General features: G+C 70.6%; 11 protein-coding genes. 7 read left to right on the forward strand and 4 right to left on the reverse strand.

The window, feature by feature from the left end; all coding sequences use genetic code 11:
* Window positions 1-19: 19 nt before the first annotated feature.
* From HNQ07_RS10305 to HNQ07_RS10330, 6 genes are read left to right on the forward strand one after another with little or no spacing between them, the layout of a single operon-like run.
* Window positions 20-967: an ABC transporter permease gene (locus tag HNQ07_RS10305; RefSeq protein ID WP_184111361.1), complete on the forward strand. Its 948-nt coding sequence runs from the start codon at window positions 20-22 to the stop codon at window positions 965-967.
* Entirely contained in the window at window positions 960-1844 is an 885-nt protein-coding gene (locus HNQ07_RS10310) for an ABC transporter permease (RefSeq protein ID WP_184111363.1), read from the forward strand. The genes HNQ07_RS10305 and HNQ07_RS10310 overlap by 8 nt, the downstream gene beginning before the upstream one ends.
* A complete protein-coding gene (locus HNQ07_RS10315) occupies window positions 1841-3244 on the forward strand; it encodes a BPL-N domain-containing protein (protein ID WP_221274910.1) in 1404 nt (467 codons plus the stop codon). Before HNQ07_RS10310 ends, HNQ07_RS10315 begins: the two co-directional genes overlap by 4 nt.
* On the forward strand, window positions 3237-4481 hold the full coding sequence (locus HNQ07_RS10320; protein ID WP_221274911.1) for a dipeptidase: 1245 nt from the start codon (window positions 3237-3239) through the stop codon (window positions 4479-4481). Before HNQ07_RS10315 ends, HNQ07_RS10320 begins: the two co-directional genes overlap by 8 nt.
* Window positions 4478-5500, forward strand: coding sequence for an alpha/beta fold hydrolase (locus tag HNQ07_RS10325; protein WP_229831919.1), 1023 nt, complete (start codon window positions 4478-4480; stop codon window positions 5498-5500). The genes HNQ07_RS10320 and HNQ07_RS10325 overlap by 4 nt, the downstream gene beginning before the upstream one ends.
* Entirely contained in the window at window positions 5422-6525 is a 1104-nt protein-coding gene (locus HNQ07_RS10330) for a M24 family metallopeptidase (RefSeq protein ID WP_229831918.1), read from the forward strand. Before HNQ07_RS10325 ends, HNQ07_RS10330 begins: the two co-directional genes overlap by 79 nt.
* 64 nt (window positions 6526-6589) lie before the next feature.
* Here HNQ07_RS10330 and HNQ07_RS10335 read toward each other — a convergent pair whose 3' ends face one another.
* Genes HNQ07_RS10335 through HNQ07_RS10350 form a run of 4 tightly spaced genes read right to left on the reverse strand, consistent with a single transcriptional unit; the run spans window position 6590 to window position 11102 of the window.
* A complete protein-coding gene (locus HNQ07_RS10335) occupies window positions 6590-7765 on the reverse strand; it encodes an MFS transporter (protein WP_311733222.1) in 1176 nt (391 codons plus the stop codon).
* Window positions 7740-8621, reverse strand: coding sequence for an ABC transporter permease (locus tag HNQ07_RS10340; RefSeq protein ID WP_229831916.1), 882 nt, complete (start codon window positions 8619-8621; stop codon window positions 7740-7742). The genes HNQ07_RS10335 and HNQ07_RS10340 overlap by 26 nt, the downstream gene beginning before the upstream one ends.
* The gene (locus HNQ07_RS10345; RefSeq protein WP_184111365.1) at window positions 8618-9568 is read right to left on the reverse strand and encodes an ABC transporter permease; all 951 of its coding nucleotides are present in this window, start codon (window positions 9566-9568) and stop codon (window positions 8618-8620) included. Before HNQ07_RS10345 ends, HNQ07_RS10340 begins: the two co-directional genes overlap by 4 nt.
* A 19-nt stretch (window positions 9569-9587) precedes the next feature.
* On the reverse strand, window positions 9588-11102 hold the full coding sequence (locus HNQ07_RS10350) for an ABC transporter substrate-binding protein (RefSeq protein WP_184111367.1): 1515 nt from the start codon (window positions 11100-11102) through the stop codon (window positions 9588-9590).
* A 232-nt stretch (window positions 11103-11334) separates the two neighbouring features.
* Between HNQ07_RS10350 and HNQ07_RS10355 the strand changes: the two genes are divergently transcribed.
* A complete protein-coding gene (locus tag HNQ07_RS10355; protein ID WP_229831915.1) occupies window positions 11335-12501 on the forward strand; it encodes an anhydro-N-acetylmuramic acid kinase in 1167 nt (388 codons plus the stop codon).

A 12501-nucleotide genomic window follows, 5' to 3' on the forward strand; every position in this document is an offset into this window, starting at 1 on the left:
GTGTCCATGAGGTGCACTGATGCTGGGTTTTCTGGTTCGCCGCCTCGGGCAGGGCGTGCTCGTCCTCGTCCTGATCTCGCTGATCACGTTCTTCCTGATCAACCTCGCCCCCGGCGGGCCGAGCGCCGCGTCGCGCTTCGAGACCACCGCCGAGGAACGCGCCGCGCTGACCAAACAGCTGGGCCTCGACCAGCCGCTCGTCAGCCGCTACGGGCAGTGGGCGGGCGGTGTGGTCCAGGGAAACTTCGGCGTGACCCTCAACGGCGGGCAGCCCATCGGCCCGATCCTGCGCCAGCGGCTGGGCAACACCGCGCAGCTGGGGCTCTCGGCGCTGCTGCTGTCGGTGGTGATCGGCATTCCGCTGGGCATCCTGACCGCCATGCGCCGCAACTCGGTGCTCGACCACGTGGTGAACGCCATCACCACGCTGGGCATGAGCATCCCGGACTTCTGGACCGGCATCATGGCCATTTTGCTGTTCTCGGTGGTGTGGAAGGTGCTGCCGTCGTCCGGGCTGTACGACGCGAGCGCGGGCTTCTCGGCGGTGGGATGGCTCCAGCACATGATCCTGCCCGCCGGCGTGCTGGCCTTCGTGATGCTGCCGAACCTGGTGCGCTTCACCCGCTCGTCGCTGCTGGAGGTGCTGGGCATGGATTACCTGCGCACCGCCCGTGCCAAGGGTCTGAGGGAGCAGCGCGTGATCGGCAAGCACGCCCTGCGTAACGCCTTCGTGCCCATCGTGGCGATGGTCGGCCTGATCCTGCCGGCACTCCTGAGCGGCTCGGTGATCATCGAGAGCGTGTTCGGGCTGCCCGGCATGGGCCGCCTCGCGGTGGACGCCGCGCTGGGCCGCGACTACAACACCATCATGGCCGTGACGCTGGTGGCCGGGGCCGTGGTGATCGTCACGAACCTGCTCGTGGACCTCACATACTCGCTGGTCGACCCGAGGATCCGCCATGACTGAGGCGCGTGAACTTGCCACGCCGACCGCCGCGCCGCGCCGGGTCCAGCGCCGGGCCGGGCTGGTCGCCCGGCTGGTGCGGCATCCCGTCGGGGCACTCGCGCTGACCGTGCTGGCGCTGCTGTACCTGACCGCATTCCTGGGGCCGCTGGTGTACACCGCGTCGCCCATCACCGCCGATCCGCTGAACACCACGGCCGGGCCGTCGGCGCAGCATCTGCTGGGCACCGACGAACTCGGTCGGGACGTGCTCGCGCGGCTGATGTACGGCGGGCGCATCACGCTGATGATCAGCGTCATCTCGATGGTCGTCGCCCTGACCATCGGCTCGCTGGTGGGCGCGCTGGCCGGCTACCACCGCGGCTGGCTGGAGACCACGCTGATGCGCGTCGTGGACACCTTCATGGCGATCCCCAGCTTCTTCCTGATCCTCGCGGCGCTGGCGGTGCTGGGCAACAGCCCGCCGGTGGTCGTGATCGTCGTGGGCCTGGGCTTCTGGCCGCAGGTGGCCCGCATCGTGCACGCCGAGGTCACCAAGATCCGCAACTTCGACTTCGTGGAAGCCGAGCGTGCGCTGGGGGCGTCGAGCAGCCGCATCATCTGGCGGCACATCTTCCCGCAGGCGCTGCCCGCCACAGCGGTGCTGACCACCCTGGGCATCGCGTGGTCGATCCTGACCGAGACTGGCCTGAGCTACCTAGGCCTGGGCATCCAGCCGCCGCTGGCGTCGTGGGGCAACATGCTCCAGAACGCCCAGACGTACTTCTGGGTCAAGCCCGCCCTGGCGGTGTACCCGGGGCTAATGATCGCGGTGGCGGTGCTGTGTTTCAACCTGATCGGCAACGTGCTGCGCGACCTGACCGACCCGAGGAGCCGGTGAGCGCCGCACCGGCGTGGTGGACGGCGCTGCGCGCCGAACTGGCCCCGCTGCTGCCCGGCCTGCGGGTGGCGGTGTACGCCTCGGGCGGCGCGCCGTACCACCACGCCGCGCTGGTCGCCCAGTGGGGCGGCGTTCCGGAGCCCCTGAGTGCCGAGCGCATCCAGGCCGGCGCCCTGGCCGGATACGACGTGCTGGTCATGCCCGGCGGCGGTCTACTGGGCATGGGCGGCCTGCTGGCGGCGCTGGGGGTCGAGGGCAGTACCCAGATACGCGAGTGGGTGGCCGGGGGCGGCATGTACGTCGGCTCCTGCGCCGGTGCGTACCTGCCGGCCCGCGTGCCCACGAGTTTTGCCGAGCAGCACCCGGCCATCCTCCCGCTGCACCTGCTGGACGTGCCCCTCGCCAACGGCGCCGACGGTGGGCTGGGCGGTCTCGACTCGCCCGGCGTGGGCGTGCTGCATGCCGCGGTCAGCGCCCCGACACACTGGCTGACGCGGGGCCTGCCCCCGCACTTCGAGGTCGTGCACTACAACGGGCCGTGCTTCACTCCAACGGTCGGCTCGGACGTGGCCGCCGTGACACGAGTGGAGGCCGCTGGAGAGGCCTTCACTCCGTGGGAACGCAGCCTGCCGGGCGACGCCCCGGCGCTGGTGGACACGCTGATCGAGTCCCGCGCCGCGAACGTCGTCGCCGGCCCCTTCGGAGACGGCACGGTGGTGCTGTTCGGCTCGCACCCCGAGTTCGGCTTCGACGCGCTTCAACTCGGCTGGGGAGAAGCGGCCCGGCTGTTCGGCAACGCGCTGCTCTATCAGTCCGGACGCCGGCGCCGGGCCGAGCCGTCTGTCTCTGTGAGCGCCATGACCACCGACCTGACGGACGTGGCGGATGCGCTGAGCACCGCCTCCCAGCGTTTCCAGCGCCTGACGACCCTGGCCCCGGACCTCAGTGGGGCGCCGGCCTTCTTGGGCTCCACTCCCACCGCCCTGTGGACGGCGGCGCTGAGCGAGGCCGCCACCCTGAGCGCCGACACGGCCGAGTACGTGATGGCCCTGACCACCGTGCCGACCGCGTACGGACCGTGGCTCGACTCGCCGGCCGCGCCGGGACAGGACTACGGCTTCGTGGGGCTGCGGCAGCTCGCCGCGCAGATCCTCAGCCTGCTCGATCAGGCCGAGGAGCACCTGCGGTCTCCCCCACCGCCGGTGACGTCGCCGTACGGCGAGTGGGATCGGCACCCGTACCATCTGCTCGCCAGTTCGTACCTCAGCGCCGCGGGCCTGAGCGCGTCCGCCAGCCTCGCCGCCGGCACCCTCGGCACCCTGTCCGGCACCGACCGTCCACCACCCCACCCGATGTTCCGCCCCCTGTGGACCAGCCCCGAGAGGAAAGACCATGACTGACGTGAAAGACAAAACGGCCCCGCAAGACGCCCCCATGCAGCAGAAGAACTACACCGGCTACAAGTCCTTCTCGTACCTGGAGCCCGGCAAGGATTACAAGGTCTACCCGCTGGCGCAGGAACTGAACCGCGTCCAGAGCCGCCGCCCCGAGGTCACGCCCGAGCAGGAGGCCCGCGTCCGGCGCCTGTTCCAGGAGCAGCTGATGATCTCGCTGCACGACCACTGCTTCGTGGCGCCCGAGGACCTCAGCCAGTTCCTGGAATTCCGTCGCTGGGGCCGCGATTTCACCGGCTACGAGGGCCTGAGCGTGTCGGGTCTGGACGCCGTGTTCGACAACCTGATGAACGGCACCGCGATGATCACGTCGCGCGGCGGCTGGAAGTGGGACGACATCATCTACGACCTCGGGATGCGCCTGTCGGACATCGCGCACCAGGACATGGTCGTGCTGTGCCGCACCACCGAGGACATCGTGAACGCCAAGAAAAACGGGCAGATCGCGTTCATCGTGTCCATCGAGGGCGCGGCGATGATCGAGAACGAACTCGACCGCCTGGACATCCTGTACGGACTCGGCGTGCGCTGCCTGGGCATCGCGTACAGCGAGGGCAACCAGCTCGGCGGCGGCCTGAAGGAGCCGCGTGACGGTGGCCTGACCACCTTCGGGCGGCAGGCCGTGAAGCGCATGAACAAGCTCGGCATCGCCATCGACGTGAGCCACTCCGGCGACCAGACGGCCCTCGACACCATCGAGGTGAGCGACAAGCCGATCTTCATCACGCACGCAGGCGCTCGGGCGCTGTGGAACTCCAACCGCCTGAAGCCCGACGACGTGATCCGGGCCTGCGCCGCGAAGGGCGGCGTGATCGGCATCGAGGCCGCGCCGCACACCACCCTGACCGAGAAGCACTCGCGGCACACCATCGAGTCGTTCATGGAGCACTTCGAGTACTGCGTGAACCTCGTCGGCATCGACCACGTGGCCTTCGGCCCCGACGTGCTGTTCGGTGACCACGTCGGTCTGCACGACGCCCTGACCGAGGCGCTGTCCATCGGCGCGTCGCGCGGGCACCTGAGCTACGACAAGGTGCCGTTCGTGGACGGTATCGAGAACCCCGCCGAGGCCTTCCCGAACATCGTCCGCTGGCTGGTGGCGCACGGCTACAGCGACGAGGACATCGGCAAGGCGGTGGGCGGAAACATCATGCGCGTGCTGAAGGAGGCGTGGTACAAGTGAGCCGCCGCGTCACCGTGAACGGCGTGGAACTCGTGTACGAGGACGGCGGCCAGGGCACGGCCATCGTGACCCTGCACGGCGGGCCCGGCATGGGCAGCCGCGCCGGCGACTGGGCCGCGTTCCAGCCGCTGACCGACTCCTACCGTCTGGTCTCTTACGACCAGCGCGGCAACGGCGAGTCGGGGGCCGGCGAGCCGTACTCGCACGCGCAGTTCGTGTCCGATCTGGAGGCCCTGCGCGTGGAACTGAAGCTCGGCAAGATCGTGGTGCTGGGCGGCAGCTACGGCGGCTTTCTGGCGCTGGAGTACGCGCTGGCCCACCAGGAGCACGTCCACGCGGTGATCCTGCGCGACACCGCCGCCAGCAACCGCTTCCAGGGCACCAGCATGGACCGCGCCATGAGCAGCGGCTTCCCGATGGATCAGGAGCGGCTGGAGCGCCTGTTCGCCGGCAAGGTCGCCAGCGACGACGAGTTCCGCGAGAGCTTCGCCATGATCCAGCCGCTGTACACCGTGGAGCGCGACCCGGCCGCCGAGGCCGAGCGCCTGGCGCGCATTCCCTTCCGGTACGAGACGCACAACTGGGCCTTCAGCCGCAACCAGCCGGACTACGACCTGACCGGCCGCCTGCACGAGATCGGGGTGCCGGTGCTGGTCACGGTCGGGCGCGAGGACTGGATCACGCCGCTGGAGGCCTCAGAAGAGCTGGCGGCAGGCCTGCCGAACAATGAGTTCGTGGTGTTCGAGCACAGCGGGCACTCGCCGCACATCGAGGAACGCGAGCGTTACCTGGGCGTGGTGCGGGACTTCCTGGCGCGGCACGTGCCGGCCCCCGCGCCCGCACGACGGCGGACCCGGTCGTTCAGCCGATCACGCCGGAGGAACGCGCCCAGCGCGCCCGGACCGTCTTCGAGCACCTGCCGGCGGGCACGGACGCGGCCGTGCTGTTCGACGACCAGTTCATCCAGTACTTTGCCAGCTTCGCGTTCCACGCGACCGAGCGGCCTATCGCCCTGCTGATCCTGCCCGGCGGGGAGCGGCACCTGTTCGTGCCCCGTCTGGAACGGGAGCACGCGCAGACCTTCGCGCAGGCCGAGCGCGTGGTGGACTACCCCGAGTACCCCGGCGACGTCCACCCCATGCAGCGCCTCGCCGTACACCTGAAAGCCCTGGGGCTGGATCGCGGCCGGATCGGCGTGGACCACGACGGCTACCCGGCCGTGATGGGCTACAGCGGGCCGCCCGTCAGCGAGGTGCTGCCGGACGCGACGGTGCTGCGGGTCTCGCCGGGGATCGACGAGCAGATGGCGCTCAAATCGCCGGCGGAACTCGCGCTGATCCGCGAGAGCGTGCGCTGGGGCGACCACGCCCACCGCCTGCTCCAGAAGTACACCGAGATCGGCGCGAGCGAGACCGATGTGGAAGCGCGCGCGACCCGCGAGGCGACCGCCGCCATGGTGGCGGCCATCGGCGAGCAGCGCCGCACCCCCAACCGCTGGCTGAGCGGCGCGGTCGCGCTGTACCGCGGGCAGATCGGAGCGGCCAGCGCGTTGCCGCACGCCATGACCAGCGGCGTGCGCTTCCAGGCCGGCGACACCCTGGTGACCGGTGCCGGAGCGGGGGTCGGGGGCTACCTCAGCGAACTCGAACGCACCATGTTCATGGGCGAGCCCACGGCCGAGCAGCGCACCTTCTTCGCGCACATGCTGGCGCTCCAGGACATCGCCTTCGAGGCCCTGAAGCCCGGCGCGACATGTGCCAGCGTGGACGTCGCGGTGCAGGCGTACATCGACCGCGAGGGCCTCCAGGCGTACTGGCGGCACCACGTGGGGCACGGGCTGGAGCAGCGCATCCACGAGGCCCCGTTCCTCGACCGGGGCGACGCGCGCGTGCTGCGGCCCGGCATGGTGCTGAGCGTCGAGCCGGGGCTGTACGTGCCGGGCCTGGGCGGCTTCCGGCACTCGGACACCATCCTGATCACGGACAGCGGTATGGAGATCCTGACGTTCTACCCGAGACAGCTCGACGACCTGATCATCGGCTGAGCGGGAATGGGGGCACGGCGGCCGAGGGGAGCATCCTCCGGCCGCCGTGCCCTGTGTCGTGAAATCAGCCCGGCGGCGGGCGGCGGTCCAGCAGCAGGGCAGCGCCCAGCAGCGCGGCCGGCACCAGACCGTACGCCACCTGCAGGTCCAACCGGTCGGCCAGCGCCCCCAGCGCCAGCGGAGCGAGCAGGATCGCCACGCCGACCGCCAGCGTGATCCGCGTGCTGGCGAGGTCCTGCGCGTCCGGCGCGGCTGCCAGCGCCAGCGACAGGCCCAGCGGATACAGGTTCGCCACGCCCAGTCCCGTGACGATCAGACCCGCCGCCCGCCACCCGGACACCGGGGCCAGCCAGAACACGGTGAAGCCGGCGGCCGTGACGGCCAGCGCCGCGCCGATCACCTGGGGCGTTGAGGCCCGCACCCGGCGGATCACCACGCCTCCCAGCAGCCGACCGGCCAGCAGGGCGAGCAGGTACGCGCTGAAGGTCCGGGCCGCCGCCTCCGGCGCGAGGCCGCGGGTGGTCAGGTAGGCGGCGCCCCAGAAGGACAGCCCCCACTCGACCGTCACGATGGCGAACACCAGACCCCAGCTTCGCCAGAAGGCGCGTGGCAGGGGCTGCGATGGACGGCCGGAAGCAGGAGCGGCCGCGACCTCCGGTCGTGTGCCCGGTCTCCACACCGACAGCGCCACGGCCGCGAGCACCGGCAGCAGCAGAGCGGCCCGCCAGCCGGCGCCGGCCTGCTGAAGGGTGCCGATCAGCCAGCCGGCGGCGCTGCCGCTGACGCTGGACACGATGCCCGCCTCGACGAGCGCGGTGCGCTGGTGGGCCGCGTCCCGGTCGGCCAGCAGCGTCTGCGCGGTGGTGACCAGCACCGTGGCGCCCACGCCCAGCACGGCGGCGGCCAGCAGGCTCAGCACCGGGCTGTGCGCGGCCGCGAGCAGCGCGAGCGCCAGCCCGGTACCCAGCGCGCCCAGCCGGACACTGCCGGCGCGGCCCACCCGGGCGGTGAGGCGCTCGCCCGCGGCACCAACGGCCACTGCTCCGGCAGCGAACATGGTCGCGTGCAGGCCCGCCAGCGCGTAGTCGAGGTGCAGTTCTGCACGCAGGAACGGCACGGCCGGCCCCAGCAGGGCGACGGCATAGGTGTACAGCGCGAAGCCGGCGTACCCGAGCCCGGCCTGACGGTCGCGGGTGAAGGCCGGGGTGTTCAGGTCAGTCCTGCCCGCGCAGCCGGGGATCGAGGACGTCGCGCAGGCTGTCGCCGAGCAGGTTGAAGCCGAGCGACGCGACCAGAATGGCTAGGCCGCTGAACACCGCCGGCCACGGTTGCAGCGTCAGGTACGAGCGGGCCTCGGACAGCATCAGGCCCAGGCTGGGGGTGGGTGGGCGGGTGCCCAGGCCGAGAAAGGACAAGGACGCCTCGACCAGGATGGCGGTCGAGAGGGCCAGCGACGTCTGCACCAGCAGCACGGCCACGATGTTCGGCAGGATGTGCCGGAAGATCACGCGGCCGTCGCTGGCACCCAGGGCCTGCGCGGCGCTGACATATTCGCTGGACTTGAGCACCAGCGCCGGGGCGCGCAGCAGCCGGGCGAAGGTCGGGATGTACACGATGCCGATGGCGAGCGCCGAATTTGCCGGCCCCGGCCCGATCACCGCGACGATGCCGATGGCGAGCAGGATCACCGGGAAGGCCAGCAGCACGTCCATTACGCGCATCACCACGCGGTCGAGCAACCCGCCCACGTACGCGGCCAGGATGCCCAGCGTGCCGCCGATCAGCAGCGCGATCCCCACCGCTCCGAAGGCCACGCCCAGCGACGAGCGGTAGCCGTACAGCAGCCGGGCCAGGGTGTCGCGGCCGAATTGATCCGTGCCGAGCAGGTGCCCCGCCGACGGGCCGCTGAGGCGGTGCAGGATGTCCTGCCGGAAGGGATCGACCGGCGCCAGAGGACCGGCGAACACGCCCAGCACGAGCACCAGCACGCTCAGCACGAAGCCCAGGCGCCCCAGCGGGTCGCGCCACAGCCGGGCCAGCAGGCCGTTTGAGACACGCCGAATGGGGACCGTCTCCGGCTGCGTCGCGGCGCTCACCGATACTCCACGCGGGGATCGACGGCCGCGTACAGCAGGTCCACCACGAAGTTGATCAGCACGAAGCCGGCGGTGACGACCAGGATGGCGCCCTGCACCAGCGCGTAGTTGCGTTCATTGATGGCGCCCACGATCAGGCGCCCGAAGCCGGGGATGGCGAAGACCTGCTCGACCACGATGGCCCCGCCGAACAGGTAGCCGGCCTGGATGCCCAGCACCGTCAGCAGCGGCACCATGGCGTTACGCAGGGCGTGGCGGTACAGCACCCGGCGCTCGGACAGGCCCTTGGAGCGCGCGGTGCGGATGAAATCCTGGCCCAGCACCTCCAGCAGCGACGAGCGCAGGATGCGGATCAGGCCCGCGAGCAGCGGCAGGGCGAGCGCGATGACCGGCAGCACCAGCCGCGACACGTGGCCCAGCGGATCGGTGGTGAAGGGCACGTAGCCGATGGTCGCCCAGTCCGGCGCGACCACGAACGCCACGTAGATGAACAGCGTGCCGAGCCAGAACGCGGGCGTGGTGATCCCGGCGATGGTGAAAAAGCGGATGGTGCGTTCCACGCCGGAGTTGCGCCACGACGCGGTCAGCAGGCCCAGCGGCACGGCCAGGACGCTGGCGAGCAGCAGCGGCAGCACCGTGAGCTCCAGCGTGACCGGGAGCCGCGCCAGGATCTCCTGGCTGATCGGCGCGCCGGTCCACACGCTCTTGCCCAGGTCGCCGCGCAGCACCCCGGCCAGCCAGCCGCCGTACTGCGTGAGCAGCGGCTGGTCCAGGCCCAGGGTGTGGCGCATCTGGGCGATCTGCTCGGGCGTGACCTCGGTGTTCGCGCCGAGCAGGATCTGCACCGCGTCGCCCGGGATCAGGCGGATCATCAGGAACACCAGCACGGACACGCCCAGCAGGATGACCAGCAGATCGACCAGCCGTCTGGCGGCGTAGCTCAGCATGGCCGCACAGATCCGGCAGTCATTCCTTGCTGATCCACGTGGTCTTCAGCGCCGCGAGCGAGCGGGTGGGATTGGGCGTGAAGCCCCTGACCTCGCTGCGGGCGGCCGAGTACAGCGCGCCGTAGGCGAGGAAGGCCAGCGGCCCGCGGCACGCCAGGGTCTTCTGGAGCTGCGCGTAGGTGCGGACGCGGCTGCCGTTCGAGGTGGTCGAGCGGCCCTGTTCGAGCAGCGCGTCCACCGCCGGGTCCTTGTACTTGAAGACGTTGGTGGAGCCGCCCGACACGACCGTGCGGTACAGCTGGCCGTCGGGGTCGATGGAGCCGCCGTTCTGCGACACGAAGGCGTCGAAGTTGGAGTTGCGCCAGTTCTGGACGAAGGAGCCGAACTCCTGGATGTCGATCTTCGCGCGGAAGCCGGCCGGGGCGAGTTCGGCCTGCAACACCTGCGCGGTGTCGGCCACCGTCTTGATGGTCGAGAACGTCAGGATCGAGAAGTCCACGCCGTTCGGGTAGCCGGCCTGCCGGAGCAGGTCTCTGGCCTTGGCGGGGTTGTAGCTGTAGCACGGGAAGTTGTTGACCGGCGTGGCGTAGGCCTTGAGCGCCGGCGGGATCGGGCCGCCGGGCTGGGCATCCCCGAAGTACACGCCCTGCACGATCTCCGGGCGGTTGATCGCGTAGTTCAGCGCCTCGCGCACGCGCGGGTCGTCGAAGGGCTTGCGGGTCACGTTCATGCCGAGCAGGCTGTACGCGAGGTCCTGCGAGCGCAGCAGCTGCACGCTGCGGGCGCCCTTGAGGGTCACGGCGACGCTGGCGTCGATGTTGGGCAGGAACTGATACGTGCCGCTCTGCAGACCGAGCTGCCTGGTCGAGGCGTCCGGGACGATGTTGAACTTCAGGCCGTCGAGATACGGCTGGCCCTTGGCCCAGTAGCTGGGGTTCTTGTCGAGCAGCAGCGCGGTATCGGGAATCCACTGCTTGAGCACGAAGGGCCCGGTGCCGACCGCCGCGCGCTGGAGGTTGCCGCCGCCCTCGACGTACTTCTGATCCACGATGGCGATGGTCGCCACCTCGCTCAGGAAGGGCGCGTAGGGCTTGCTGAGGGTGAACGTGACCTGCGTGGGACTGCTCGCCTTCACGGACGTGACGGACGCGAGGCGGCTGGCCAGCGGCGAGGCCGTCTTGGAGTCCTTGACGCGGTTCATGGAGTACACGACGTCGGCGGCCGTGAAGGGATCGCCGTTGTGGAACTTCACGCCGGAGCGCAGCGTGAAGGTGTAGGTCAGGCCGTCGTCGCTGCGGGTGTACTTGCTGGCGAGCAGCGGGCGGATCTTGAGCGCCGGGTCGATGTCGAGCAGGCCCTCGTAGATCTGGCCGGTCACCACGAAGGTCGAGAACGCGGTGGCGACGTGCGGGTCGAGGCCCACCGGCGACTGGTCCACGGCGAGCTGGAGGGTGCCCCCGCGCGTGACCTGCTGCGCCGAGGCGGTGACCAGGAGCATGCTGCTGACGAGGGCGGCTCTCAGGAACGTTTTCATGTCCTTCCTCCTGCCCGCAGGGGTGACACGGGCATAGACCACTGGTGCGATTGGTGCGACGAGAGGAGTGTAGTAGGTTCCATTCTGGTATTCAACTGGTATAGTCGTGGTATCAGGACGCTTCGCCGTGCCCCACCCGGACGGCTCCATCAGGAAGGTACTCCACCGTGACCCAAGGCGCTGTGCTCCACGACGACCCGTTCCCTGCTCCCCTCTCCACCCGGGCGGCCGCGTGAGCCGCGCGCCGCGCGTGCTGGGCCTGATGACCGGCACCAGCGTGGACGGCATTGACGCCGTGCTGGTGGAGCTGCCCGGCTGGCCCGCCCTCGGCGACTCCGGAGGGCCGCCCCTTCTGACCGCGCCCGTGCCGCGCGTCACGGTGCTGGAGCACCGCTACACGCCCTTCCGCGACGACCTGCGGACCGCGCTGCTCGCTGCCGGCCGGGACGAGGCGCGCACCAGCGACATCACCCAGGCGCACTTCTGGCTGGGCGAGGTCCTCGCGGACGCCGCCGCGGACCTTGCTGCGGACGCTGACCTGATCGCCAGCCACGGGCAGACGGTGCACCACATCCCTGCACCGGACGCCGCGCGCGGGTGGCACACGCGCTCGACCCTCCAGATCGGCGAGGCTTCTGTGCTGGTCGAGCGCACCGGCAAACCGGTGATCTCGGACTTCCGGCCACCGGACATGGCCGCCGGCGGGCAGGGCGCGCCGCTGGTGCCCTTCGCCGACCGCATCATGTACGCCGAGGACGGCGTGCGCCGCGCGGTGCACAACCTGGGTGGCATCAGCAACCTGACGTACCTGCCTGGCCTGGACGAGCGCGGCGTGATCGCCTTCGACACCGGCCCCGCCAACGCCCTGATCGACGAGGCCGCCGGGCTCTTTCACCGCCGCTACGACGACGGCGGCCGCCTGGGCGCGCGCGGCTACGTCGCGGACTCCCTGATCGGCACGTGGCTGGACGACCCGTACCTGCTCGCGCCCCCGCCGAAGTCCACCGGGCGCGAACGCTGGAATCTCCAGGGCCTGCCCGGCGTGTTCGAGCTGAACCCCGAGGACGTCGCGGCGACCGTCACGGCCTTCAGCGCCCAGACCATCGCCCGCGCGTACCAGCAGTTCGTGCTGCCGCTGGGCCTGGATGAAGTGGTCGTGGCCGGGGGCGGCGCGCTGAACCCCACCCTGATGGCGCAGTTGCGCGCCGCCCTGGCGCCGGTTCCGGTGCTGACCTTCGAGGAACGCGGCTGGAACTCCGGCGCGCGCGAGGCCGCCGCCTTCGCGGTGCTGGGCTACCACGCCTACCAGGGCTGGCCCAACACCCTGCCCGGCACCACCGGCGCCCGTCACGCGGTGATCGCCGGCAAACTGTCGCGGCCCGCCCCAGCCGGGCGCTGA

The organism is Deinococcus metalli (genome assembly GCF_014201805.1).
In the GTDB taxonomy this organism is placed as follows: Bacteria; Deinococcota; Deinococci; order Deinococcales; family Deinococcaceae; genus Deinococcus; species Deinococcus metalli.

Excerpts from the sequence above, each read along its gene's own strand:
- HNQ07_RS10310 (WP_184111363.1), top strand. The coding sequence starts at position 960 with ATGACTGAGGCGCGTGAACTTGCCACGCCGACCGCCGCGCCGCGCCGG.
- HNQ07_RS10320 (WP_221274911.1), top strand. The coding sequence starts at position 3,237 with ATGACTGACGTGAAAGACAAAACGGCCCCGCAAGACGCCCCCATGCAG.
- HNQ07_RS10305 (WP_184111361.1), top strand. The coding sequence starts at position 20 with ATGCTGGGTTTTCTGGTTCGCCGCCTCGGGCAGGGCGTGCTCGTCCTC.
- HNQ07_RS10345 (WP_184111365.1), bottom strand. The coding sequence starts at position 9,568 with ATGCTGAGCTACGCCGCCAGACGGCTGGTCGATCTGCTGGTCATCCTG.
- HNQ07_RS10350 (WP_184111367.1), bottom strand. The coding sequence starts at position 11,102 with ATGAAAACGTTCCTGAGAGCCGCCCTCGTCAGCAGCATGCTCCTGGTC.